21 protein-coding genes are annotated in these 25130 nt (G+C 72.1%); all 21 read right to left on the bottom strand.

The features are described 5' to 3' along the window. Nucleotides 1–16 precede the first annotated feature (16 nt). Nucleotides 17–421: a pyridoxamine 5'-phosphate oxidase family protein gene (locus J0911_RS01610; RefSeq protein ID WP_207273653.1), complete on the bottom strand. Its 405-nt coding sequence runs from the start codon at nt 419–421 to the stop codon at nt 17–19. After that, nucleotides 418–1236: an NUDIX domain-containing protein gene (locus J0911_RS20960; RefSeq protein ID WP_307864858.1), complete on the bottom strand. Its 819-nt coding sequence runs from the start codon at nt 1234–1236 to the stop codon at nt 418–420. Before J0911_RS20960 ends, J0911_RS01610 begins: the two co-directional genes overlap by 4 nt. Next, complete coding sequence (dnaE, locus tag J0911_RS01600; RefSeq protein ID WP_207273652.1) at nt 1233–4799, bottom strand: DNA polymerase III subunit alpha; 3567 nt, start codon at nt 4797–4799, stop codon at nt 1233–1235. Before dnaE ends, J0911_RS20960 begins: the two co-directional genes overlap by 4 nt. A 189-nt stretch (nt 4800–4988) precedes the next feature. Then, entirely contained in the window at nt 4989–5924 is a 936-nt protein-coding gene (locus tag J0911_RS01595; RefSeq protein ID WP_207273651.1) for an RluA family pseudouridine synthase, read from the bottom strand. Next, the gene (locus tag J0911_RS01590; RefSeq protein WP_207273650.1) at nt 5924–6559 is read right to left on the bottom strand and encodes a signal peptidase II; all 636 of its coding nucleotides are present in this window, start codon (nt 6557–6559) and stop codon (nt 5924–5926) included. Before J0911_RS01590 ends, J0911_RS01595 begins: the two co-directional genes overlap by 1 nt. A 248-nt stretch (nt 6560–6807) precedes the next feature. Then, nucleotides 6808–7185: a hypothetical protein gene (locus J0911_RS01585; protein ID WP_207273649.1), complete on the bottom strand. Its 378-nt coding sequence runs from the start codon at nt 7183–7185 to the stop codon at nt 6808–6810. A gap of 250 nt (nt 7186–7435) precedes the next feature. Beyond that, nucleotides 7436–7897 (bottom strand): TraR/DksA family transcriptional regulator, encoded by a 462-nt coding sequence (locus tag J0911_RS01580; protein ID WP_207273648.1) that lies wholly within the window; start codon nt 7895–7897, stop codon nt 7436–7438. A gap of 218 nt (nt 7898–8115) precedes the next feature. Beyond that, nucleotides 8116–8754 (bottom strand): DivIVA domain-containing protein, encoded by a 639-nt coding sequence (locus tag J0911_RS01575; RefSeq protein WP_207273647.1) that lies wholly within the window; start codon nt 8752–8754, stop codon nt 8116–8118. Nucleotides 8755–8940: 186 nt separating this feature from the next. Then, the gene (locus J0911_RS01570; RefSeq protein WP_207273646.1) at nt 8941–9240 is read right to left on the bottom strand and encodes a YggT family protein; all 300 of its coding nucleotides are present in this window, start codon (nt 9238–9240) and stop codon (nt 8941–8943) included. Between the two features lie 135 nt (nt 9241–9375). After that, on the bottom strand, nt 9376–9849 hold the full coding sequence (locus J0911_RS01565; protein ID WP_207273645.1) for a cell division protein SepF: 474 nt from the start codon (nt 9847–9849) through the stop codon (nt 9376–9378). Nucleotides 9850–10098: 249 nt separating this feature from the next. Further along, on the bottom strand, nt 10099–10890 hold the full coding sequence (locus J0911_RS01560; RefSeq protein ID WP_207273644.1) for a purine nucleoside phosphorylase YfiH/LACC1 family protein: 792 nt from the start codon (nt 10888–10890) through the stop codon (nt 10099–10101). Nucleotides 10891–10925: 35 nt separating this feature from the next. Next, nucleotides 10926–12257, bottom strand: a complete 1332-nt coding sequence (gene ftsZ, locus J0911_RS01555) for a cell division protein FtsZ (protein WP_207273643.1) — start codon at nt 12255–12257, stop codon at nt 10926–10928. Between the two features lie 221 nt (nt 12258–12478). Continuing rightward, nucleotides 12479–13213 (bottom strand): cell division protein FtsQ/DivIB, encoded by a 735-nt coding sequence (locus J0911_RS01550; RefSeq protein ID WP_242636139.1) that lies wholly within the window; start codon nt 13211–13213, stop codon nt 12479–12481. A gap of 251 nt (nt 13214–13464) precedes the next feature. Continuing rightward, complete coding sequence (gene murC / locus J0911_RS01545; RefSeq protein ID WP_307864857.1) at nt 13465–14931, bottom strand: UDP-N-acetylmuramate--L-alanine ligase; 1467 nt, start codon at nt 14929–14931, stop codon at nt 13465–13467. Next, a complete protein-coding gene (gene murG, locus J0911_RS01540) occupies nt 14928–16058 on the bottom strand; it encodes an undecaprenyldiphospho-muramoylpentapeptide beta-N-acetylglucosaminyltransferase (RefSeq protein ID WP_207273641.1) in 1131 nt (376 codons plus the stop codon). Before murG ends, murC begins: the two co-directional genes overlap by 4 nt. A gap of 15 nt (nt 16059–16073) precedes the next feature. Further along, nucleotides 16074–17306, bottom strand: a complete 1233-nt coding sequence (gene ftsW, locus J0911_RS01535) for a putative lipid II flippase FtsW (protein ID WP_207273640.1) — start codon at nt 17304–17306, stop codon at nt 16074–16076. A 15-nt stretch (nt 17307–17321) separates the two neighbouring features. Next, complete coding sequence (gene murD / locus J0911_RS01530; protein ID WP_307864864.1) at nt 17322–18923, bottom strand: UDP-N-acetylmuramoyl-L-alanine--D-glutamate ligase; 1602 nt, start codon at nt 18921–18923, stop codon at nt 17322–17324. A gap of 74 nt (nt 18924–18997) precedes the next feature. Continuing rightward, nucleotides 18998–20080, bottom strand: a complete 1083-nt coding sequence (gene mraY / locus J0911_RS01525) for a phospho-N-acetylmuramoyl-pentapeptide-transferase (RefSeq protein WP_207273638.1) — start codon at nt 20078–20080, stop codon at nt 18998–19000. Continuing rightward, entirely contained in the window at nt 20077–21552 is a 1476-nt protein-coding gene (locus tag J0911_RS01520; protein ID WP_207273637.1) for a UDP-N-acetylmuramoyl-tripeptide--D-alanyl-D-alanine ligase, read from the bottom strand. Before J0911_RS01520 ends, mraY begins: the two co-directional genes overlap by 4 nt. Beyond that, nucleotides 21549–23237, bottom strand: a complete 1689-nt coding sequence (locus tag J0911_RS01515) for a UDP-N-acetylmuramoyl-L-alanyl-D-glutamate--2,6-diaminopimelate ligase (protein WP_207273636.1) — start codon at nt 23235–23237, stop codon at nt 21549–21551. Before J0911_RS01515 ends, J0911_RS01520 begins: the two co-directional genes overlap by 4 nt. 78 nt (nt 23238–23315) lie before the next feature. Then, nucleotides 23316–25130 (bottom strand): peptidoglycan D,D-transpeptidase FtsI family protein (locus J0911_RS01510; protein ID WP_207273635.1); only part of this gene is annotated, 1815 nt, incomplete at its 5' end.

Raw genomic sequence — 25130 nt, 5'->3', positions numbered from 1 at the left:
TGAGGCGCCGACACGGTCACGCCATGTAGGTGCTCGCCATGACCTTGTCCGGGACCAGGCGCAGCACGACGCGCTGCGGGTTCGGCCCCAGGGTGCGATACCGCCTCGCGTACCGCTCGACGGCGGTCGCGATCTCGTCCGGGTCCTCGCTCACCTCGATCCGGCCCTCCAGGGTGATCCAGCGGCCTCCGTCCACCTGGCACACCGCCGCCCTGGGGACGGTTCCGCCGGGGGGATACCCTCGCGCGTTGCGGGTCTTGACCGAGCCGCGGTTCGCCGTGATGCGGGCGACTCCGCCCGTCGCGTCCCAGGTGAACGCCACGGGAACCACGTGCGGCGTGCCGTCCTCCCGCAGCGTCGTGAGCGTGGCCAGATGCCGCTCGGTGACGAACACGAGCTGTTCCGGATTGAGGCGGATCACGCCGCGCCTCCCCGGCCGTCGGAGAACCCGAGAGTCATGAGAGGCGGCACGTCACGGCCTCCGGCGTCACGGACACGGACGGCGTCGAGCACGACGGCCTCGTGCGGCACGAGCGAGACCGGCGGCTCGGCGAGCGGCACCCACGCGAGGTCAGCGGTCTTCTCCGGCTCGAGGATCCGCGGCGTGCCCTGCCACCGGGTGGTCTCGAAGAAGAAGTCCACCCTCTGCTCGACGGCGGGCCCACCCGGTTCGCCGCGGTGCAGCACCGTCACCGGCCGCAGGTCCGCCGGGTCCACGGTGACGCCGAGTTCCTCGGCCGCCTCGCGGACGGCCGCCTCGACGACCGACTCCCCCTCCTCGACGTGCCCCGCCGCCGCACAGGCCCAGAAGCCGTCGCGATAGCCGGTGTTCTGCCGCAGCTGGAGCAGAACCTCGTCGGAACCCGGCGCGCCGGGGCCCGGAGGCAGGCCCCGGCGGCCCGTGCCGCCCGTCCAGGGATCGCGGGGCGCCTGGCGCCGCAGCAGCACGTAGGCCGCGGGAACGAGGGCGAAGCGTGGATGGTCGTCCTCGTCGTAGCGGTCGTTGGGCACGACGGCGTCGGCCACCCGTTCGTTCCCGGCCACCGGTTCGTTCCCTGTCGGCGGTGCGCCCTCTGTCGGCGGTGCGCCCCCGGCCACCGGTTCGCCTCCTGTCGCCCGTCCGCCCTCGGCGGCAGGGTCCGACCCGGCTGCCTGTTCGCCGTCCGGCATGGCCTGCGTCACCACGGCGTCGGTCATCCCGTTCCCGTCCTCTCGCACCGGCGCCCGATCGCTCATGACAGACAGCTCTGCCCGAGCAGGGCCTTGAGGTCGCCGAAGAGTGCCGGCGTCTTCTCGACGCGGAGGGAGTCGGCGGCGCGTACGACCGTCCGCTTGCCCGGCTCCTCCACCGCGACATGCACCTCGGCCGAGCCGGGATGGTCGGCCAGGACCTCGCGCAGGCGCACCATCACCGGCTCGACCGCGCGGGTGTGCGGCACGGTCACCCCGAGCGGGGAGTCCGCACCCACGGTGATGTCGGGCAGCGCGACCTCCATCGCCTGCAGCGAGACCTGGTCGTCACGTTTGCGCACCTTCCCGCGCAGCACCACCACCTGGTCCTCCGCGAGCACCGTCGAGTAGGCCAGGTAGGTCTCCCCGAAGAACATCACCTCGACCGCACCTTCGAGGTCCTCGAGAGTGACCGCCGCCCACGGGTTGCCGTTCTTGCTCATCTTGCGCTGGACCGACGTGAGGAGGCCGGCGACCGTCACCACGGAGTTCTCCGGCCGTTCGCCGTCACCGAGCAGCGAGGCGACCGACGTGTCCGAGGCCCGGGACAGCACGTGGTCCAGGCCGGACAGCGGATGGTCGCTCACGTACAGGCCGAGCATCTCCCGCTCGAAAGCGAGCTTCTGCTTCTTCTCCCAGTCCGGCAGGTCCGGCACCTCCACCGCGAAGCTCATCCCGCCGTCGTCACCGGTGTCGCCGGCGCCCAGGTCGGCGAACAGGTCGAACTGCCCCTCCGCCTCCTTGCGCTTCACACTGATGACCGAGTCGACCGCCTGCTCGTGCACCACGAGCAGCGAGCGCCGCGTGTGTCCGAGGGAGTCGAAGGCGCCGGCCTTGACGAGCGACTCGATGGTGCGCTTGTTGCAGACCACGGCGGGAACCTTGTCCAGGAAGTCGGTGAACGAGGTGTAGGCGCCGCGCTCCTCGCGGGCGGCCACGATCGCGTCGACCACGTTCTTGCCGACGTTCCGCACTCCCGTGAGGCCGAAGCGGATGTCGCCCCCGACGGCCGTGAACTTCACGGCGGAGTCGTTGACGTCGGGCGGGAGCACCGTGATGCCCATGCGACGGCACTCGTTGAGGTAGAGCGCCATCTTGTCCTTGTTGTCCCCCACGGACTGCAGGAGGGCGGCCATGTACTCGGCCGGGTAGTTCGCCTTGAGGTAGGCGGTCCAGTACGCGACGAGGCCGTAGCCGGCGGAGTGCGCCTTGTTGAACGCGTACCCGGCGAACGGGACCAGCGTGTCCCAGACCGCCTTGATCGCCCCGTCGCTGTATCCCTTCTCCTTGGCACCTTTCTCGAAGTTCACGAACTCCTTGGCCAGTACCTCGGGCTTCTTCTTGCCCATCGCGCGACGCAGCAGGTCGGCCTGGCCGAGGGAGTACCCGGCCATGATCTGGGCGGCGCGCTGCACCTGCTCCTGGTAGACGATCAGGCCGTAGGTCTCGTCGAGGATCTCGGCGAAGGGTTCGACCACCTCGGGGTGGATCGCCTCGATCTTCTGCTGCCCGTTCTTTCGCAGCGCGTAGTTGACGTGCGAGTTCATGCCCATCGGCCCGGGCCGGTACAGGGCGATGACGGCGGAGACGTCCTCGAAGTTGTCCGGGCGCATCTGCCGCAGCAGGGAGCGCATCGCACCGCCGTCGAGCTGGAAGACACCGAGCGTGTTGCCGCTGGCGAGCAGTTCGTAGGTGGGTTTGTCGTCGAGCCCGACGTTCTCGATGTCGACCGGGTCCTTGCCGTTCATCACGATGTTCTCGAGGGCGTCGTCGAGGATCGTGAGGTTGCGCAGGCCCAGGAAGTCCATCTTGATGAGGCCGAGGCCCTCGGACGTCGGGTAGTCGAACTGCGTGATGATCGCGCCGTCCTGCAGGCGCTTCATGATCGGGATGATGTCGATCAGCGGGTCGCTCGACATGATCACGCCGGCCGCGTGCACGCCCCACTGCCGCTTCAGGCCCTCGATGCCGCGCGCGAGTTCGACGACCCGCTGCGCCTCGGGATCGGTGTCGTGCAACTGCCGGAACTCGGACGCCTCGGCGTACCGGTCGTGCTTGGGGTCGAAGATGCCGGACAGCGGGATGTCCTTGCCCATCACGGCGGGTGGCATCGCCTTGGTGAGCTTCTCCCCCATCGCGAAGGGGAAGCCGAGCAGCCGGGCGGAGTCCTTGAGCGCCTGCTTGGCCTTGATGGTGCCGTAGGTGACGATCATCGCCACGCGGTCGTCGCCGTACTTCTCGGTGACGTACTGGATGGCCTCCCCGCGCCGGCGCTCGTCGAAGTCCACGTCGACGTCGGGCATGGACACACGCTCGGGGTTGAGGAACCGCTCGAAGATCAGGCCGTGCTCCAGCGGGTCGAGCTCGGTGATGCCCATGACGTAGGCGACCATCGAGCCCGCCGCGGAACCGCGGCCGGGCCCCACGCGGATGCCCTGTTCCTTGGACCAGTTGATGAAGTCGGCGACCACGAGGAAGTATCCCGGGAAGCCCATCTGGACGATGACGTCGGTCTCGTACTCGGCCTGCTTGCGCACGGCGTCCGGGATTCCGGCCGGGTACCGGCGGTGCAGGCCCTTCTCGACCTCCTTGACGAACCAGGAGATCTCGTCCTCCCCGTCGGGCACCGGGAAGCGCGGCATGTAGTTCGCGCTCGTGTCGAAGGACACCTCGCACTGCTCGGCGATGAGCAGCGTGTTGTCGCACGCCTCGGGGATCTCCTTGAAGATCCGCCGCATCTCGGCGGCCGACTTCACGTAGTAGCCGGTGCCGTCGAACTTGAACCGGTTGGGGTCGTCCAGCGTGGACCCCGAGTTGATGGCGAGCAGTGCCTCCTGGCTGGTGGCGTCGTCCTCGCGGACGTAGTGCAGGTCGTTCGTGGCGACCAGTGGCGCGCCGATGTGCTCGGCCAGCTCCAGGAGCTGCTTGGTCACGCGGGTCTCGATCTCGAGCCCGTGGTCCATGAGCTCGACGTAGTAGTTCTCCTTGCCGAAAATCTCCTGCAGCTCACCGGCCTGGCGGACGGCCTCGTCCCACTGCCCGAGCCGGAGGCGCACCTGGATCTCGCCCGACGGACAGCCCGTGGTCGCGATGAGCCCTTCGGAGTAGCGCTCCAGGAGCTCCCGGTCCATCCGCGGCCACTTGCCCATCTGCCCCTCGATCGACGCCAGCGACGAGGCGCGGAACAGGTTGTGCATGCCGGTGTTGTTCTTGCTCAGCAGCGTCATGTGCGTGTAGGCGCCGCGCGCCGACACGTCGTCGGACTCCTGGCCCGCCTCGCCGTACCGGACACGCGTCTGGTCGAACCGGCTGGTGCCCGGCGTCACGTAGGCCTCGACGCCGATGATGGGCTTGATGCCCTTCTTCTCGGCCTGTGCCCAGAACTCGTGCGCGCCGAACAGGTACCCGTGGTCCGTGGTGGCGATGGCCTTCTGACCCTGCCGCCCGACCTCGTCCATGAGGTCCCCGATCCGCGCCGCGCCGTCCAGCATGGAGAACTCCGTGTGGACGTGCAGGTGGACGAAGTCCTCGCTCTTCGAGGCCGGGGAAGGAGCAGTCGCGGTGGGCATGGGCCGATCCTATGCGGGGCCACCGACAGTGACGAAGGGCGACGCGCAGGGTCGGAGCCGAGGAACGAGGCACCCGCCCGAAGCACAGCCCGAGGAAATGGCGCGGCAACATCCTCAGTGACGAAGGGCGACGCGCAGCGCACCGGGCGGATGTCCCGCACCACTGGTACGACCTGCGCCATCACCGCCTCAGCGGTAGTGCCCGCCGATCGTGTCCAGCGCTGTCGCGAGGTCCGCGGGGTAGTCCGAGGCGACCTCCAGCCACTCCCCCGTTCCGGGGTGGTCGAACCCGAGGCGTACCGCGTGCAGCCACTGCCGCGTGATGCCCGCCCGTGTCGCGAGCACGGGATCGGCGCCATAGGTCAGGTCCCCGACGAGAGGGTGCCGCAGGGCGGCGAAGTGCACACGGATCTGATGTGTGCGTCCGGTCTCCAGGTGAACCTCGACGAGTGACGCGGCCGGCAGCATCTCGAGCGTCTCGTAGTGCGTCACCGACGGCTTGCCGTCGGCCGTGACCGCGAACTTCCAGTCCGCGCTCGGGTGCCGCCCGATCGGGGCGTCGATGGTGCCGGACGTCGGGTCGGGATGCCCCTGCGCGAGCGCGTGGTAGACCTTCTCCACCGTGCGTTCCTTGAACGCGCGCTTCAGCGCCGAGTACGCGAGCTCGGACTTCGCGACGACCATCAGGCCGGACGTCCCGACGTCGAGCCGGTGCACGATGCCCTGCCGTTCGGGCGCACCTGAGGTGGAGATCCGGTAGCCGGCCGCGGCCAGCGCCCCGACCACCGTAGGCCCGGTCCAGCCGGGTGACGGGTGGGCGGCCACTCCGACGGGCTTGTCGATCACGACGATGTCGTCGTCGTCGTGCACGATGTCCATGCCCTCGACCGGCACGGGATCCACCTCGTGACGACCGCCGCCACGCTCGTCGGGAACGTCGACCTCGAGGGCCGACCCGGCCAGGACCCGGTCCGACTTGCCGACCTCGCGTCCGTCCAGCCGCACGGCGCCGGACGCGGCGAGTTCGGCGGCGCGCGTCCGGGACAGGCCGAGCATGCGCGCGAGCGCGGCGTCGACCCGGTCGCCGTCGAGACCGTCGGGGACGGGCAGCGTCCGCAGCGGCATCACGCGGCCCCGGCGACGTCGTCCGGGCTCCCGGACGACGTGTCGTTGCTTTCCGACGACGCCGTGTGCCGCGCCTCGCCCTCCCGGCGCCCGTCGACCCCGATGCCGAGGAGTGAGAGGATCGCGATCCAGACGGCCGCGACCACGATCGCGATGTCTGCCACGTTGCCCACGAAGAATCCGGCGTAGTCGATGAAGTCGACCACGTGGCCGCGGGCGAAACCGGGCTCGCGCAGCAGGCGGTCGACGAGGTTGCCGACCGCGCCCCCGAGCAGCAGACCGAGCGACACCGCCCAGCCTCGGGAGCCGAGCCTGCGTATCAGCCGCAGGATCGCGATCACCACGACCACCACGATGATCGTGAGGACCCACGTCATACCCGTGGCGATCGACAGCGCGGCACCCGGGTTGTAGACGAGACGGAACTGGATGAGCTCGCCGATCACGGGGATCGGTTCCCCGCCCTCGACGAGGGCCGACTCCGCCCACCACTTGGTGAGCTGGTCGGCGACGAGTACGACGGCCGCGAGCACACCGGTCCAGGTGACCAGGACACGGCTGCCCGACGACACGGGCGTGGCCGGGGCGTCCGTCTCGCCGTCGGCGGCGGCGGAAGGTTCTGCGGGAGTAGACATCAGGCAAAGTCTCCCATGCGACGGACGCGGGGCACGTCTGCCGGAGGCGGCCCCGCCCGGACCGTCCTCGGCAGGCGGTCCCGTGCGCCGGGAACGGTGCGGGGAAGCACCCACGAAAGACGGTGAGGCCCTTTCCCGGATTCCGGGAAAGGGCCTCACCAGATGCGGCACCGTCGCTCACCATGCGGCGGCTGGGAGGATATGCGCCGGTGGTCTACGAACGCGTGCCGCGGACTACAGCACCTCGGTCAGGAACCGGCCGGGGCGTTGCAGGCGTTGTACTGGGTCACGTTGCCCGTGGCGAGCAGGTTCAGCGGGCCGTCCCAGTGCCACGGCAGGGCGCAGACGTTGTTCAGGATGTTGATCGAGCCGTCGCCGCCCATCTCGGCCGGCGCACCGTTGCAGGCGATGTAGTCGGTCAGGTTGCCGGTGTTGCTGACGTTGCCCGGACCCTCCCAGTACCACGGCGCGATGCAGACGTTGTTCAGCACGTTGAGGCTGCCGTCGCCCGGGCCCTCGGCCGTCGTGACCGACGCGCTCGCGCCCGTCGCGGCCGCGCCCACCAGACCCGCCGCCATCACCACGGCCGCAGCTGCGCGTCCTGCCGCACGGAATCCTCGCATCATTGTGTCTCCTCGAAATAGCGTCGGATGAAAAGCGATGAATCACACCGTGAATGACACGCGTGTGATTCATCGCCATGAGCATCTTCCGAGAAATTCACCCTGTCAATCGGAACGCGAAGATCCACTCGACGCATGAACGCGACATTTCCGGATAGAACACCAGGACAATGCCCCTGCAACACCGACAACCCCGACATCACCACTTTGATATTGCCCCCAGAAATGCCCGGGAGCGCGGTTGCGGTGCTGCTTACCGGCGCTCTTCGCGGGCCTTTGCCTCCACCGACAGAGTGGCACGCGGAAACGCCTGGAGTCGCGCCTTGCCGATCGGCAGACCGGTGACCTCGCAGATACCGTACGTCCCCGCCGAGATCCGCTCGATGGCGTGCTCCGTCTGCTCCAGCAGATCGCGCATGTTGTTGACCAGCGTGAGCTCCTGCTCGCGCTCGAGCGCACTGGAGCCGTAGTCCGCCTGGTCGTCGCCCGCGCCGTCGCCGGAGTTGCGCAGGAGGTCGCTGAGCTCGGCGTCGGCCGCCCGCAGCTCGCCCTCCAGGCGCTCCCGGTCCTCGAGCAGAAGGGCCGCGAGCTCTTCCACCTCGCCCAGCGTCCACGGCTCCTCGCCCTCACGCACCGGGAACTTCTTCACATCTTTGGCAAGGTTGGGAAACGACTGCTTCAGCGCGGTGCGCGTCGTCGTCGAAAGCTTGGTCATGGGATCCCCTTCACGGCCGCCCCGGGTCAAGTCCGAGTAGCGTAGGCACAACAAGCGGCCCGCACAACGGGACTCGCCGAACTGACGACGAATTCTCGCTGCACGGGCCGTTGTCGGTGCCGCCGCGCGCCGGTGGCAATGAGGTCGTTCTCCGGGGCCGGCGCTCGGCGCCCTTGCGACCGCGGTGACCGGCCAAGACCGGTCGCCCGCTTCGGGCCTCAGAGCCCCTGCGCCATCTCCGCGGGACGACCCTGCTGCTGGCCCCCGCGCCCCTGCGGCAGGGCCGAGCCCCGGGCGTCGAGGTCGCCGAGCAGGTTCTGCAGGAAGCTCTTCAGACGCGTGCGGTAGTCCCGCTCGAACAGGCGGAGCTCGTCGATCTTGCGCTCCAGCAGCGACCGCTCCTGCTCGAGCTGCGAGAGCGTGCGGTGGCTCGTCTCCTCGGCATCGCGCACGATGCGAGCCCCCTCGGCCTTCGCCTCGCTGATGAGCCGGTCGCCCTCCTCCTGTCCGGAGCGCACGTAGTCGTCGTGCAGCTTCTGGGCGAGCTGGAGCATGCCCGTGGCGTTCTCCGGCTCCGGGGCCCCCTGCGGGCCGCCCATCGGCGCCGCGACGGGCGCGGCAGCCGGTGCGGGCGCCGCCTGGCGCTGGACGGCGCCCTCGCCGCGGGACAGCTCCGCGATGCGTCGCTCGGCAGCCGCCAGCTTGGAGTGCAGCCCTTCGTTCTCCTCCTGGACGGACGTGAGGGTCCGTACGACCTCGTCGAGGAAGTCGTCAACTTCCTCGACGTCATACCCTTCACGGAACTTTGTTGCAGAGAACTTCTTGTTGAGGATGTCCTCAGCCGTCAGCAGTGCCATGCATGTCACCTCAATGCCTTGAAGCCGGAATTGCTCGCCGGACACCCGCGCTCACCGGTCATGGTGGCTGCCGGCACGTCCGCCGGGTTCCCACGTTAGCGGATTGTTACCGGGCTGGGCACCAGGACCGCGTCCGGTCACGAATTCATCACACCGCGACGGATCGTCGCATGACGAGGGTCACACTCACATCGTTGCCGCCGCGAGGTTCCGCACGATCGACTGGGCAATAACCACCAGAAAAAAGAGCACCATGAAAGCAAGGTCCAACTGCACGGAGCCCAGCCGCAGCGGAGGGATGACCCGCCGCAGGACCCGCAGGGGCGGATCGGTCACGGTGTAGATCGCCTCGGCGATCACGAGCACCACGCCGGACGGCCGCCAGTCGCGGGCGAAGTACTGCACCCAGTCGAAGATCAGCCGCCCGATGAGGAGGAGCAGGAACGCGAACAACGCGAAGTCGATGATTCCCCAGAACAGAGCCACGAGACCAACCTACGCGACGGGCACCACGATGCGGTACCAGCGCGCCGGACGACTCCCGGACGCACCGAGCGCGCCGGGCCTCGCGAAGGATGCCCGGCGCGCTCGACCGGAGGGAGAGGACCCGCGGAGAGGTCGTCAGCTCTGGTTGTAGAAACCGCCCTTGCTCGTGGCGGGCGGCTGGGCCACGTGCTCCTCGCCCGCGATCTCCACGTGCTCCGGCGACAGCAGGAAGACCTTGTTGGTCACGCGGTCGATGGAGCCGTGCAGCCCGAAGATCAGACCGGCCGAGAAGTCGACCAGACGCTTGGCGTCGGCGTCGTCCATGTCGGTGAGGTTCATGATCACCGGGGTGCCCGAACGGAACGCCTCACCGATCATCCGCGCGTCGTTGTACGAGCGCGGGTGCACGGTGGTGATCCGGCGCAGCTCCGACGTGGACAGCGGGACGTCGCCGGGCGCACCGTCCGGGTGCAGCGGCGTCACCTGGGCGTGTCGGTGGTCCTGCACGGTCTCCTCCACGTCCTCGTACTCGTCGTAGTACGCGTCCCGCTCGCCCTGCTCGTCGGCGAGGCCCAGATACAGCATGGTCTTTCGAAGCGCTCCGGCCATCGCTCTCTCCGTTCGTCGCCCTCTTGCGAGTTCCTTCTCCGCTATCCGGTCTGCCTGCGTGTGGCCGCACGACTCGTGCGGCTTGACAAAAGTAGCCTGGCGCGTTCCGACACCGAAGCGCGACACGCCGTGCCGTGACCAACTTTGCCAAAGTTGTTCAACACATGCCCAGTGAAATTACATGGCTGTGCTTCCGCAGGTCATGGCTCGAACGGTAGCCGGGGTGGCTGACACTGCCCCGCCGGCCGATCAGACCAGGGCGACGATGCCCGCCTGCCGGCCCGTGGTGGTGCCGCGAGCGGTCGCGCGCCGGTGGGAGAAGAACTCCTCGTCCTCGAGCGTGCAGCGCTCGACGCGTGTCACGTCGACGCCGGCCCCGGACAGCTGGGCGCCGACGGCAGCGGGCAGGTCGAGCGACGGCGTCCCCCAGGCCGTCTCGGCGAAGGCACCGGGCACCACGGCGGCGACCTCGTCACGAAGTTCCTCGGGCACCTCGTAGCAGCGCCCGCACACCGCGGGCCCCACCACGGCACGTGTCCGGTCCGGCCGGGCGCCACGCTCGGCCATGGATCCCAGTGCGCGCAGCACCACGCCGGCGGCGGTGCCCTTGCGTCCCGCGTGCGCGACGCCGACCACGCCCGCACCGGGATCGGCGAGCAGGACAGGCACGCAGTCCGCGACCAGGACGCCGAGCCCCAGACCTCGCTCGGCCGTCACGAGCGCATCGCCCTCACCCGCCGTGTCGGGGGCGGTGTCGGTGCGCCACCGCGCGTGCTCCTCGGGGCCGAGCGGTATCGCCCGGGCCGAGTGCACCTGGGTGGCGAACGCCAGCGGGAGCCCGCCCAGGAGCGCGCCGACCAGGGCGCGGTTCCTCCGGACGCGTCCCGCGTCGTCGGACACGTTGAGTCCGAGGTTGAGCCCGGATCCCCCCGGCCTCGCCCACGGCTCGGGGGAGACTCCGCCGGACGCCGTGGTGAAGAACGCACGGACCCCCGCGCCGAGGTCGACGGGGATCGTGCCGATGCCGGTGTCCGCGGTCATGGACGGGAGCCTACGAGGCGGTCCGGGTCACCGGGTCACTTCAGGAAGTCCGGCACGTCGAGCTCGTCGACCGTGCGGCGCGAGGACTCGTCGAACAGCGGCGGGACCTCGACCCGCGACCCACCGACCGGCGCGCCCTCGGCGTCGCGCCGGTCGAAAGAGGGTGAGACCACCACGGCGGGCTCGTCCAGGCTCTCCGGCACGTCGTCCCCGCCGTCGTCCGTCACGACGTGGGGCAGCGTGGTCACCGCGGCGGGCGGGAACGACGCGGGCCGGTCGTCGCCGGGCGGCGCCGGCACGGGGTCCGGCGCCCGGCGGGCGGCGTCGGACGTGACGGCCGGGACCTGCGCCGTGGCAGGGGCGGACGAACGCCCGCCGGCCACGGTGCCGAGCGCGCCGGAGTCCTTGCGCTGCTGCGGGACACCACCGTCGAACCCGGCGGCGATGACGGTGACCCGCACCTCGTCGCCCAGGGCGTCGTCGATGACCGTACCGAAGATGATGTTCGCCTCCGGGTGCGCGGCCTCCTGCACCAGGCGCGCGGCCTCGTGCACCTCGAACAGCCCAAGGTCGCTGCCGCCCTGGATCGAGAGCAGCACGCCGTGGGCTCCGTCGATCGACGCCTCCAGCAGCGGCGAGGAGATCGCCAGCTCGGCGGCCTGCACGGCCCGGTCCTCGCCGCGGGCCGAACCGATGCCCATGAGCGCGGACCCGGCGCCCTGCATGACCGACTTCACGTCGGCGAAGTCGAGGTTGATCAGGCCCGGCGTGGTGATGAGGTCGGTGATGCCCTGGACGCCGGAGTGCAGCACCTGGTCGGCCGAGTGGAAGGCGGAGATCGCGGACACGTTGCGGTCGGACATCGACAGCAGCCGGTCGTTCGGGATGACGATCAGCGTGTCGACCTCGTCGCGCAGGTTCTCGATGCCCTGATCGGCCTGGACGGCGCGGCGGCGCCCCTCGAAGGTGAAGGGACGGGTCACGACACCGACCGTCAGGGCGCCGAGCGACCGCGCGATGCGGGCCACCACGGGCGCGCCACCCGTGCCCGTGCCACCGCCCTCACCGGCCGTGACGAAGACCATGTCCGCACCGCGCAGCACGTCCTCGATCTCCTCGGCGTGGTCCTCGGCCGCCTTCTTGCCCACCTCGGGATCGGCGCCGGCGCCCAGACCGCGGGTGAGCTCGCGACCGACGTCGAGCTTGACGTCGGCATCGGACATGAGGAGCGCCTGTGCGTCGGTGTTGATCGCGATGAACTCGACGCCCTTGAGGCCGACCTCGATCATGCGGTTGACGGCGTTCACACCACCGCCACCGATACCGACCACCTTGATCACTGCCAGGTAGTTCTGCGGAGTTGCCACGTCGTCGCCTTTCGATCCGGGTCCTTGCGACCTCGCCCCCTGGTCCCCGAGAAAGTCTCAGGTTAAGGTAGAGGGTTAGTGTTATGTCACGTTGCTGCTGACTCCGACGGTATGTGCGTACCACTGCCGGTCCAAGAACATCGTCGCGCGTGTCGCGCCACGATGCACGCTCGAATGACACCGATGTGATTCCGCCGGCCCCACGTCGCCGCGGGGAGAGCTCAGCGAGTGACCGGAAGGTCCGGCGACGAGACGTCGATCACGCGCGCGTCCGGCTCCGCCTTGCGCAGAGTGGTCACGACACGCGCCTTCAGCTCCAGCCGGTCGCCGCTCCCCCACACCACCGCCGTACCGTCGTCGAGCCGGGTACGGACGTCGTCCTGCGTGTCGGCCGTGACGGACGCGACCTTGCCGGCGAGGCCCGGCGGCAACGCCGCCATGACGTCCAGCGCGGCGAACAGCGCGGCCCGTGAACGGGCGTCGTCCGACAGCGGCGCGCTGACCACCGGCACGTCCGTCGGCGACGCCACCGTCCCGACGCGCACGGCGTCCTCGTCGAGCAGCGCGTACGCACCGCCGTCCGGCACCGCGACCACCGGCTCGCGCGACGTGAGCTCCACGGTCAGCCCCCGCGGCCAGTCGCGCATGATCCGCACGTCCTTGACACCGCTCAGCCCCAGGACCCGCTCCCGCAGCGCCACGGTGTCCAGCCGGGGCAGCGGCACACCCCGCTCCGGAACGATCTCGTCGCGAACCTCGCCGACGTCGATCGTCGTCCCCTCGCCCGAGACCGTCACCCGCGCCGGGTCGAGCGCCAGGAGCGGCGAGAAGAAGGCCAGCCAGCCCACCGCCACGGCCACCGCGGCGCCCCCCACCGCCCAGGCGGCGCCGCGCCAGAAGCGCGTGCGCGCCATCGCCCTGCGCTCCGCGTCACGCTCGGCGAGCCGGTCGACCATGCTCACCGGTCCCGTCGAGGAAGCAGACCGGTCCGCCACCACGCCCGGGCCGTCGGCGGGCCGCGCGGACGCGGCCCGCTCCTCGTGCTCCGCTCCGGGCGCGCGCCTCGTCCCTCGGCCCCCACCCTGCGCTGCGCCCTTCGTCGGCGGTTGCCCCCTGCCCACCGACTCCTCGTGCTCCGCTCCGGGCGCGCGCCTCGTCCCTCGGCCCCCACCCTGCGCTGCGCCCTTCGTCGGCGGTTGCGGCGGTCTCATCCGCGCGGGCTTCCCACGGCACGCAGCTGCCCGGCCGCGGCGCGCTCGGTGAGCCGGGCCAGGATCTCCGGCCCGAGGATCGTGACGTCCCCCGCGCCGACGGTGAGCACCAGATCGCCCGGCCGGGCCAGATCCGCCACCACGCGCGCCGCCTCGTGCATGTCGTCCACCGCGTGCGCGGTGGCCCGTGACATGAGCCCGGTGACGGTCTGCGGGCCCACCGCCGGGTCCGGGTCCTCGCGCGCCGCGTACACACCGGTGACGACGACCTCGTCCGCCAGGGAGAGCACCCTGGCGAAGTCGGCCGCGAAGTCCCGGGTACGCGAGTACAGGTGCGGCTGGAAGAGCACCAGCACCCGTCCGGGCGCGGCCACCGTCCGCGCGGCCTCCAGGAGCGCGGCCACCTTCGTGGGATGGTGCGCGTAGTCGTCGACCACACGCACCCCGCCCGCCTCGCCCTTCGGCTCGAACCTCCGGCCGGTACCGACGAAGGCCCGGGCCGCGGCGACGGCCTCGGCCGGGGCCACGCCCAGCAGCACGGCGGCGACGACGGCCGCCGTGGCGTTGAGCACGTTGTGCCGGCCGGGCACCGTCAGCCGCAGGGTGAGCGGCTCGGGGCCGAGCAGCGCGCCGTGCAGGGACGCGGTCGAGCCGTCCGCACCGGTGACCAGGTCGCCGACCCGCACCGCGGCGTCGTCGGACCTGCCGTAGGTGACGACCCGGCCACCGGCCTCGGCCACTTCCCGCGCGACCGCCCGCGAGCCGTCGTCGTCGGCGCACGCGACCAGCGTCCCGCCCGGTGCGAGCCGGCCCGCGAACTCGACGAACGCCGCGTGGATGGCCTCGGCCGTACCCCAGTGGTCGAGGTGGTCCGGCTCGACGTTCGTGACGACCGAGACGACCGGCTCGTAGTTGAGGAAGGAGCCGTCGGACTCGTCCGCCTCGGCCACGAGGATGTCCGACGAGCCGAGATGCCCACCGGGCGTCTCGCCGTCGGCCGTGCGCACGGTGCTGCCGATCGCGTACGACGGGTCGGCCCCGGCCTCCCGCAGCACGGCGGCGAGCATGGCCGACGTCGTGGTCTTGCCCGCGGCGCCGGCCACGGCCACCCCCCGCCCGCCGGCCATCAGGGCCGCGAGCGCCTCGGAGCGGTGCAGTACCGGCAGCCCGGCGGCACGGGCGGCGGCGAGCTCCGGATTGCTCTCACGCACCGCGCTGGAGACGACGACGGTGTCCGCCGGCCCGTTGCCGTCGCCGTCCTCACCGGTGACGTGCGTGGCGTCGTGTCCCACCCAGACCGGGACGCCCGCCGCGCGCAGCCGGGCGACGGCGGCGGAGTCCGCGCCGTCGGATCCGCGCACCGGTACGCCACGGGCGTGCAGCAGGTGCGCGATGACGGACATGCCGGCACCGCCGATGCCGATCATGTGCACGCGGCCGAGGTCGGCGACGGCGTGGGTCACGCGATCGCCTCCGCGACGAGGTCGACGACCCGGGCGGCGCCGTCGCGCACGCCGGCGGTCGCCGCGCCCTTCGCCATGACGCCGAGCCGCTCGGGGTCGCCGAGGAGGGCGGGGATCGTGCCGGCCACCCAGTCCGGGGTGAGGTCGGCGTCGTCCACGAGAAGCCCGCCGCCGGCCTGGACGACGGGAGCGGCGTTGAGGCGCTGCTCGCCGTTGCCGATCGGCAGCGGCACGTAGACGGCGGGGATACCGAGGGCGGCCAGTTCGCTCACCGTGCCGGCGCCCGCGCGGCACACCACGACGTCGGCGACGGCGAGCGCGAGCTGCATCTCGGCGAGGTAGTCGCGCACCTGGTAGCGGGCCGCGGACTCGCCGGGCAGCGCGGTGGCGATCTCGCGCACGGGCCCGTCCTTCTCCTTGCCGGTCAGGTGGAGCACCTGGGCGCCGGTGGCCGTGATGGCCCGCGCGGCGCCGCCGACGGCGCGGTTGAGGCTGAGGGCGCCGAGGGAGCCTCCGGTCACGACCAGGGTGGGCCGTGCCGGGTCGAGGCCGAGGGCGGCGGCGGCGCGGGCGCGGGTCCCGGCGGCGTCGGCCGCGCGCTCGTCGACGAGGCGGGCGATCTCGGCGCGCAGCGGCAGGCCGGTCAGGACACCGCCCTTGAGCGCGGTCCCGGGGAACGTCAGGCCGACCCGCGCGGCCCAGCGGGAGCCGAGCTTGTTGGCGAGACCGGGACGCGCGTTCTGCTCGTGGACGACCACGGGGACGTCCTTGCGGCGGGCGGCGAGGTAGGCGGGGGTCGACACGTAGCCGCCGAACCCGACCACCGCCTGGGCGTCGATCTCCTCGATGGCGGCCTCGGCCGCGCGCACGGCCTCGCGCAGCCGGCCGGGCAGCGCGAAGAGATCGGTCGAGGGCTTGCGGGGCAGGGGCACCCGCGGCACGTGCCGCAGCTCGTACCCGCGGGAGGGGACCAGTTCCGCCTCCAGGCCGGTCGCGGTGCCCAGGGCGAGCAGCCGGGCCTCGGGCTCGCGGCGGCGGATCTCGTCCGCCACGGCGAGCAGGGGGTTCACGTGTCCTGCGGTCCCGCCACCGGCGAGCACCACCGACCGGACGTTTGTCTGGGTCAACTCAGTTCCACCTCGTCATCGTCTCCTTCTCGCCGCTGTGCCGAGCACGGCCAGCGACCTGCGGACGACGCTACCGCGTGCGGCGAGCGCCTCCGAAGCCCCGGGCTCGGTCCGCGCGAACGAGATCACCATCCCGAGTGCCCCCATCGTCGTGATGAGGGCGGACCCGCCCGCGGACACCAGGGGCAGCGGCACGCCGATCACCGGCAGGAGCCCGATCACCACCCCGATGTTCACCAGTCCCTGGCCCACGATCCAGCACGCCACGGCCGCCGTCGTGACCTTGACGAACGGGTCGGGGTGGCGTCGCACGATCCGGCTCATCGCGAGCCCGAGGACCGCGAAGAGGCCCAGCACGAGCAGTGTGCCGAGCAGGCCCAGCTCCTCGCCGATCACAGCGAAGATGAAGTCGTTGTGCGCCTCGGGCAGGTAGGACCACTTCTCCCGGCTGGCGCCGAGACCGACGCCCCACAGCCCGCCCGTGCCGAGGCCGAACAGTCCGTGCAGCGACTGGTAGCACTCGCTCGACACGTCGCAGTCGGCGCCGTAGGTGGCCAGGATGCGCTGCAGCCGGTCCTGGCTCTCCTGGAGCACCACGAACACGTAGCCGACGACGGCGGCCACCGCCGCGCCGAGCCCCAGGAGCCCGGCGGGTACGCCGGCCACGATGAAGGCGCCGGCGACGAGCAGGCCGATGACGATCGCCGTCCCGACGTCCCCTCCGGCCAGGACCAGCCCGAGGACGACGGCGGCGCCCGGTACCGCGGGCATGATCGCGTGCGACCAGGAGCCCAGCAGCGCCTGCTTGCGCCCGAGGACGGTGCCGAGCCAGAGCGCGAGGGCCAGCTTCGCGAGCTCGGACGGCTGGAAGCTGACCGGCCCGACGACGAGCCAGTTCTGCTGGCCGTTACGGATCTCGCCGAGGAAGATCACGAGGAGCAGCAGGGCGACGGCGGCCAGCAGGGCGGGCAGCGCGAGCCGCTTGTACCAGCGCACGGGCACGCGCGTGGCGGCGGCCATCACCGGCAGGCCCATGAGCGCGTACTGCGCCTGGGTGACGAAGTCCCGGTACGGGGAGTCGCCGTCCGCGATCGACGTGACCGCGGAACTGGACAGCACCATGACGAGCCCGATGACGGTGAGCAGACCGGTGGCGCCGACGAGCAGGAAGTAGCTCGTCACGGCGTTGTTCCACTGGCCCAGCCACTCGCGCTCGCCACGCGTGCGCCCGGCCGACGTCGTCGCCATGCTCCCCTCGCTTCGTCAGTGACGATCCCCGGCCCCGTGGTCCGCGCCGCCGCGAGCGTCGTCCCGCTCGATCTCCTGGCGCACCGCGGCGGCGAACGCCGCGCCGCGCTCCGCGTAGGAGGCGAACTGGTCCATCGACGCGCCGGCGGGGGCCAGGAGCACCGTGTCCCCCGCCCGGGCCAGGCCTCGGGCGGCGGCCACGGCCCGCCGCATCACGGTCCCAGTGTCTCCGGGATCGATCCGCACCACGGGGATCTCGGACGCGTGTCGCTCCAGCGCGCCCGAGAGGGGCTCGGCGTCGGCCCCGATGACGACCGCCGCCCGGAGCCGGTCCGCACGGGTGGCGACGAGCTCGTCGAAGTCGGCGCCCTTGGCCAGCCCCCCGGCCACCCACACGACGGTGCCGTGCGGGAACCCGGCGAGCGAGGCCGCGGCGGCGTGCGCGTTGGTCGCCTTGGAGTCGTTCACGTACGCGACGTCGCCGATCCGGGCCACGGGCTGGATCCGGTGGTCGCCGGGTGTGAAGGCGCGCAGGCCGTCCCGCACGGCGGTGGCCGGGACACCGTGGGCGCGTGCCAGAGCGGCCGCGGCGAGGGCGTTCGCGACCACGTGCGCGGGCGGGACGCCGCCGCCGGCGAGGTGCTCGAGGTCGGCGAGCGTGCCGAGCTCCGCGGCGGAGCCGTGCCGGGCCGGGTCGCCGGCGGGGAGATGGAAGGCGCGGTCGACGAGCACGTCCTCCACGAGGCCCACGTCACCCGGGCCGGGCGCACCGGCGGCGAACCCGACGGCGCGCGCGCCCTCGGCGACGTCGGCCGCACGGACCAGCTCCTCGGTGCGCGGGTCGGCCCGGTTGTACACGCAGGCGACCTGGACGCGCTCGTAGACGCGGCCCTTGGCGGCTGCGTACGCGTCGAGGGAGCCGTGCCAGTCGAGGTGGTCGGGCGCGATGTTGAGCACGGCGGCGGCCTCGGCCGCCATCGTGTGGGTGTGGTGCAGCTGGAAGCTGGACAGCTCCACCGCGAGCACGTCGAGAGCGGGGTCCAGCGCGGCCTCGATCAGCGGGCGTCCCACGTTCCCGACCGCCGCGGACCGCAGCCCGGCGGCCCGCAGGATCGAGTCCAGCATCTCGACCGTGGTGGTCTTGCCGTTCGTCCCGGTGACGGCGAGCCACGGCGCCGGGCCGAGCCGGGCGTCCCCCCGTCCGGCCGCCGGACTGCGGCCCGACGGCGCCCGGTCCACCCGCAGCCGCCACGCCAGCTCGATCTCGCTCCACACGGGCACCCCGGCCGCGCGAGCCGCGACGAGCAGCGGCGACGACGGCGGCCACCCGGGCGAGGCCACGACCAGGTCGGCCCCGGCCACCAGCTGCGCCACGACCTCGCCGGGCTGCGACCGCGCCGTCGTGCCGGGTGACGGCGCCTGCACCGCGGACGGCGGCGTGGTCGCCGACGGGGCGGCGGGACCGGTGGCGGCCGGGGCGGGGAGGCGGACGTCGGCGTCGTCGGACCGGGCGTCGACCGTGACGACACTCGCGGCGCGGCCCCGCAGGACGGCCGCCACGGCGCGGCCGGTGACGCCGTACCCGGCGACGACGACGCGTGCGCGCGCCAGCGGCACGTCCGGTTCGACGACCGGGCGGCCCGCACCGGACGGTGACGGCCCTCCCGCCTCCGACGACACCGGCTCCGGCGTCACGACACCACCCATTCGGCGTAGAAGATGCCCATACCGAGCGCGGCGAAGAGTCCGGCGATGAGCCAGAACCGGATGACGATGGTCACCTCGCCCCACCCGGACAGCTCGAAGTGGTGGTGCAGCGGCGCCATCTTGAAGGCGCGCTTCCCGGTCAGCTTGAGGGACCCGATCTGGATCGGGACCGACGCCACGATGATGACGAACAGGCCGCCGATGATCACCGCGAGAAGCTCGGTCCGGGACAGGATCGACAGGCCGGCGAACGCGCCGCCGAGGGCGAGCGACCCCGTGTCCCCCATGAAGATCTTCGCGGGGTTCGCGTTCCACCACAGGAAGCCGAAACAGGCGCCCATGATGGCGGCGGCGATGATCGCGAGGTCCTGCGGGTCGCGCACCTCGTAGCAGCTCGGGCCCGCGGCGGCGAAGCGCTGGCAGGACTGGTTGAGCTGCCACACGCCGACCAGGACGTAGGCGCCGAACGTGATGAGCGAGGCGCCGGTGGCGAGACCGTCGAGGCCGTCGGTGATGTTGACGGCGTTGGACCACGCCGCGACCAGCAGGTTCGCCCAGATCACGAAGAGGATGAGGCCCACGGTCGCGCCGAAGAACGCGAGGTCGATGTTCGTGTCGCGCAGGAAGGAGATCTTGGTGGACGCCGGCGTGCGGGAGTTCTCGTTCGGGAAGCCGAGCGCGAGCACCGCGAACGAGATGCCGATGAACCCCTGACCGATCAGCTTGGCACGTGCCGTCAGGCCGAGGGATCGCTGCTTGCGGATCTTGGTGAAGTCGTCGAGGAACCCGATGAAGCCGAGGCCCACCATGAGGTACAGGCACAGCAACGCCGAGATGCTCGGCAGGCGCTGGCTGACCAGCATCGACACCGCGAACCCGACGAGCGTGCCGACGATGATCACCACGCCGCCCATCTGGGGCGTGCCGCGCTTGGTGAAGTGCGCGGTCGGTCCGTCCTGCCGCACGAACTGGCCGTAGTTCTTGTGGATGAGGAAGCGGATGAACAGCGGCGTGCCGAACAGGGACACCACCAGCGCGACGGCCGCGCTGACGAGGATCGCGATCACCGGGTGGCCTCCTGCCCGGACCGCGCCACGATCTTCTCGCCGGTACCGGCGAGGTGATCGCCGAGGCGCCAGAGCCCGGCCCCGAGTGACGACTTGACGAGCACCACGTCACGCGAGCGCAGCTCGCGGTCCAGGTAGTGCGCCGCCGCTTCGATGTCCGGCACGAACACCGTCTCCTCCCCCCAGGAACCCTCCTGGGTAGCTCCCTCGTGAATGTGGTAAGCCCCCTCGCCGACCACGACGAGGAGCTTGATGTTGAGCCGGACGGCCAGCAGGCCGACGTCGTGGTGCGCGACCCGTGAGTCGTCGCCCAGCTCCAGCATCTCGCCGAGCACCGCGACGGACCGCCGCTCGCGCCCGGCCATGATCGCCAGAGCCTTGAGCCCCGCGCGCATGGAGTCGGGGTTGGCGTTGTAGGCGTCGTCGATCACCGTGACGCCGTCGGGCCGCTCGGTCACGGCCATGCGGTGCGGGCTCGCCGGGCCCGCCTCGGCGAGCCGCCCGGCGATCACCGCCGGGTCGAGACCGAGACGCAGCGCGACCGTGGCCGCCGCGAGCGCGTTGGACACGTGGTGCTCGCCCACCAGGGCCAGCGACACCGGCGTCTCCACCGGCGCGGCGGCCCCGGTCACGGACGGGCGCACCCGCAGCACGAACGACGGGCGGCCGTCCGGCCCGATCGTCACGTCCTGGGCGCGGACGTCCGCCGCCGGGATCGTGCCGAAGGTGACGACGCCCGTCCCCGCGGCGCGGTCGACCCGGTCGGCCATCGCGGCGACACGCATGTCGTCGGCGTTGAGCACGACGGTCCCGCCCGGCCGCGTGCCCTCGGCCATCTCCCCCTTGGTCCGCGCGATCGCCTCGACGCCGCCGAACTTGCCGACGTGCGCGGCGCCCACGGCCAGCACGACACCCACCTCGGGCGGAGCGATCGACGTGAGGTACTCGATGTTGCGCGGCGCGTCGGCACCCATCTCCAGCACGAGGAACCGCGTGGCGGGCGTGACCTCCAGCACCGTCATCGGGAGCCCGACCTCGTTGTTCAGCGACCCGGCGGGCACGATCGTGGCGCCCTCGGGCCGCAGCAGCGCACCGAGCAGATCCTTCGTGGTGGTCTTGCCCACCGAGCCGGTCACCGCCACCACCCGCAGGTCCGTGTTCTCCTCGCGGACCCGTGCCAGCACGTGGCGCGCCAGGTCTCCCAGCGCGCGCTGCGGGTCCGCCGCCACGACGACGGGTACCCCCGCGCCGGGCAGCTCGCGCGCGGCCAGCACGACGACGGCGCCGGCCGCCACCGCGGCCGGGACGAAGTCGTGGCCGTCCGCGGTCTCGCCCTGCCAGGCGACGAAGAGCGCCCCGGGCCCCGCCTTGCGCGAATCGGTGACCACCGGTCCGGTCACCGTCACGTCCGCGTCCCCGTGCAGCGTTCCCCCGGTGGCTGCGGCGACCTGCGCCGCAGTCAGCTCGATCATGCTCCCTCGGTCCTCTCGTACTCCGGCCGCGCGGGCCGGTTCGTCCCCTCGTGGTCGATGCGGCCGTCCGGGCGCCCGGCCGAGCGGCGTGACGCCGCCGGGCCCGCCGGCTCCGGCTCCGGCTCCGGCTCCGGCTCCGACCATGCCGCGAGTGCCGCGCGGGCCTCCTCGCGGTCGTCCAGATGATGGTCGACCCCCGCGATCTCCTGGATCGTCTCGTGGCCGCGCCCGGCGACCAGGACCGTGTCGACGCCGCGGGCGGCCGCGACGGCCCGCGCGATCGCCTCGGCGCGGTCGGCGACCTCGGTGAGCTCGACCTCGCGCCCGACGTCCGCGAGCGCCTCGCGCGCGCCGTCGAGCACGGCGGCACGCACGGCGGCACGGTCCTCGCCGTGCGGGTCGTCGTCCGTCACGACGACGACGTCGGCGCCGCGCACCGCCGCCGCTCCCATGAAGGGTCGCTTGCCCGGGTCGCGGTCCCCGGTGGCGCCGAAGACCACCGACAGCCGGCCGCGCGTCGTGGGACGCAGCGCCGAGAGCGCGAGTTCGAGCGCCTCGGTGTTGTGCGCGAAGTCGACGACCACACGCGGCGCGCTCGCCAGCACCTCCATGCGGCCCGGCACCGTCGCGCCGAGCCCGCCGGCCGACCGGAGCGCCTCGTCGACGGCGTCGATCCCCGTCCCGGACTCCAGCACCATGACGACGGCGAGCGCCGCGTTGGCCACGTTGTAACCGCCGGGCAGGGCCGTGCTCGTGCGCAGCGTCCGGCCGTCGCGGTGGGTGATCGTGAAGGCCGACCCGGTGCCCTCGGGGGCGACGGCGGAGACGGTCCAGTCGGCGGCCGGATCGAGCGGGCGGGTTCCCGTGCCGGTGGACAGGGTGGTGACGGGAACCTCGGCGCGGCGCGCCATAGCGGCGCCGTGCTCGTCGTCGACGACGACGACGGCGCGGCGGGAGCGGGCGGGGGTGAACAGCTCCGCCTTGGTGGCGAAGTAGGTGTCCAGGTCGCCGTGGAAGTCGAGGTGGTCCTGCGTGAGGTTGGTGAAGCCGGCGACGTCGTAGACGATGCCGTCGACCCGGTGCTGCGCGATGGCGTGCGAGGACACCTCCATGGCGAGCGAGTCGACGCCGTCGGACACCATGGCGGCGAGGACGGCCTGCAGGTCGGCGGCCTCGGGCGTGGTCAGGACGCTGGGCAGCACGCGGTCACCGGAGCGGGTCTCGACGGTGCCGACGAGACCGCTGGTGCGGCCCAGCGCCCGCAGCAGGTGGTCGAGCTGGTAGGTGGTGGTCGTCTTGCCGTTGGTGCCGGTGAGGCCGAAGGTCAGGAGTCGCTCGGCGGGGGCGCCGTACACCTGGGCGGCGGCCGGTCCGGCGGCGGAGCGAGGATCGGCCACGACGACGACGGGCACCGACGTGCCGGTCAGGAGAGCGGCACCCGCCGGGTCGGTGAGGACGGCCGTGGCGCCGCGCGCGACGGCGTCGGCGGCGAAGCGGGCTCCGTGCACGCGGGCTCCGGGCAGGGCGACGAAGAGATCTCCCGGTCCGGCCGCACGGTTGTCGGAGACGACGCCCGTGACCTCGGCGTCCGTGTCGGGAACCGGCGCTCCGAGGGCCGCGGCCAGGTCGCTCGCCCGATGTGGTGTCACGGCTGCCGGGCGGATCCGAGCTTGCGGGGATGTCACGGGGTAGAACCTACCGTCTGCGGGCATGCCTGCCGTACGCGGCGGTGTGGGGCCGGCCCGTCCGCGGCGCACCGCGACTCACCACGTCGTCTTCAGGGGCCGGTACTTCTCGTCGCTCGGCGGTACGTCCATCGTCTGCAGGGTGAAGCCCATGACGTCGCTGAACACGGGCGCGGCGACGTCACCGCCGTAGATGCTGCTCTGCGGCGAGCGGAGGAAGACGCCGACGGTGTAGCGGGGGTCGTCGGCGGGTGCCACGCCCACGAACGAGGCCATGTACGTCTGCTGCCCGTTCTCGAGCCACATCTGCGCGGTACCGGTCTTGCCCGCCACCCGGTAGCCGGGCACGTTGGCGTCCACCGCGGTGCCGTCCTCGTCGGTGACGGCCTCCATCATGTGCAGGAGCGTGTCGGCCGTGTCCGTGGAGATGACCCGCTCCCCGTCCGGCCGCGGGGCAGGTGTCTCCTGCCCCTCCTCGTCGGTCGTGCCGGCCAGGAGCGTGGGCGGCGTGTGGATGCCGCCGTTCGCGACGGTCGAGAAGACGCTGGTCGCCTGGATCGCGTTCACGGCGACGCCCTGGCCGAACAGCACGGTGTCCCGTGTGCGCAGGTCCCACTGCTCGACGTCGTCGGGCGGCATGAGCCCGGCCGACTCCCCCGGCAGGCCGAGCCCGGTCGGCCTGCCGAACCCGAACTTCGTCAGGTAGTCCTGGCGCGTCTGGAGCGGGATCTTCTCCCCCACCATGACGGTTCCCACGTTCGAGGACTCCGCGAGCACGCCGGTCAGCGTCAGGCGTTCGACGGCGTGCTCGTGGGAGTCGGTGAACGTCTGGCCCGACGGCGCGGTCCACCGGTACGGCACCGTGAACTGCGATTCCGGCGTCCAGGCGCCGGTCTCCAGCGCGGCCGCCATCGTGATGACCTTGCCGGTGGAACCCGGCTCGAACACCGCGGTGACCGCCTTGGACGGTTCGGCCACGGCTGCGGTGGAACGGTCGTTCGGGTCGGGGGCGCCGGAGTCGGCGAGCGCGACCACCTCGCCGGTCCGCACGTCCTGCACGACGGCGATCCCGTACGCGGCACCCGTGTCACGGACCGCCTGGTCGACGGCGTCCTGCGCCTTCCACTGCACGTCGTGCACGAGGGTCAGGCGCACGTCGTCCCCCGGCACGGCCGGCGTCCGCTCCTGTTCCGCCGCCGGGATGCGCAGGCCGTCGCGCGAGCGCTCGTAGGTCTCCGAGCCGGGTGTGCCCGCCAGCAGGTCGTCGTACGCGGCCTCGATACCGGCCTGGCCCGTCTGCTCGCCGTCGACGAAGCCGAGCAGTCCCGCCCCCACGGTGCCCGCAGGGTAGGTGCGCTTGCTGACCAGGTCCGTGCGGACGTAGGCACGCAGCCCGAGTTCCGCGATCGCCCGCTGGGCACGGGGCACCACGTCCTTGGCCAGGACCACGTACCGGGAATCACCGACCAGTTCGGCGGCGAGCTCGGCGTCGGGGATGTTCAGGACCGGGCCCAGGAGCTGGGCCACGCCGAGCGCGCCGTCCTGCACGGCCTCGCCACGCGAGTCGACACGGCCGTGCCCCCGGAACTCCTTGATGGCGACCGGGTCGGCGATGACCGTGTAGCGGTCCACGGAGGTGGCCAGCACGACACCGTCCGCATCGGTGATGTCCCCGCGGTGCGCGGGCGTGACGGCGGTCGCCAGGCGTGACGCCTGGGCGTCCGCCGCCAGCGCCGGCCCCTGGATCACCTGTACCTGGACGAGCCGGGCGACGAACACCAGCACGATCACGGCGGTGACGCCGATCAGCCAGCGCTGCCGGACCTCCGGCCGGCCCGGGGCCGGGCGGGCCGGGGTGTAGCGGCGGCCCTCCAGCGGGGCGGGCCGGCGGGC

It is taken from the genome of Myceligenerans salitolerans (assembly GCF_017349295.1).
Lineage (GTDB): Bacteria > Actinomycetota > Actinomycetes > Actinomycetales > Cellulomonadaceae > Myceligenerans > Myceligenerans salitolerans.
This window is presented reverse-complemented; position numbering and strand designations above follow the sequence as displayed.

Coding starts and splice junctions, on each gene's coding strand:
- J0911_RS20960 (WP_307864858.1), bottom strand. CDS start 1,236: ATGAGCGATCGGGCGCCGGTGCGAGAGGACGGGAACGGGATGACCGAC.
- dnaE (WP_207273652.1), bottom strand. CDS start 4,799: ATGCCCACCGCGACTGCTCCTTCCCCGGCCTCGAAGAGCGAGGACTTC.
- J0911_RS01595 (WP_207273651.1), bottom strand. CDS start 5,924: ATGCCGCTGCGGACGCTGCCCGTCCCCGACGGTCTCGACGGCGACCGG.
- J0911_RS01590 (WP_207273650.1), bottom strand. CDS start 6,559: ATGTCTACTCCCGCAGAACCTTCCGCCGCCGCCGACGGCGAGACGGAC.
- J0911_RS01585 (WP_207273649.1), bottom strand. CDS start 7,185: ATGATGCGAGGATTCCGTGCGGCAGGACGCGCAGCTGCGGCCGTGGTG.
- J0911_RS01580 (WP_207273648.1), bottom strand. CDS start 7,897: ATGACCAAGCTTTCGACGACGACGCGCACCGCGCTGAAGCAGTCGTTT.
- J0911_RS01575 (WP_207273647.1), bottom strand. CDS start 8,754: ATGGCACTGCTGACGGCTGAGGACATCCTCAACAAGAAGTTCTCTGCA.
- J0911_RS01565 (WP_207273645.1), bottom strand. CDS start 9,849: ATGGCCGGAGCGCTTCGAAAGACCATGCTGTATCTGGGCCTCGCCGAC.
- J0911_RS01560 (WP_207273644.1), bottom strand. CDS start 10,890: ATGACCGCGGACACCGGCATCGGCACGATCCCCGTCGACCTCGGCGCG.
- J0911_RS01550 (WP_242636139.1), bottom strand. CDS start 13,213: ATGGTCGACCGGCTCGCCGAGCGTGACGCGGAGCGCAGGGCGATGGCG.
- ftsW (WP_207273640.1), bottom strand. CDS start 17,306: ATGGCGACGACGTCGGCCGGGCGCACGCGTGGCGAGCGCGAGTGGCTG.
- J0911_RS01520 (WP_207273637.1), bottom strand. CDS start 21,552: ATGATCGAGCTGACTGCGGCGCAGGTCGCCGCAGCCACCGGGGGAACG.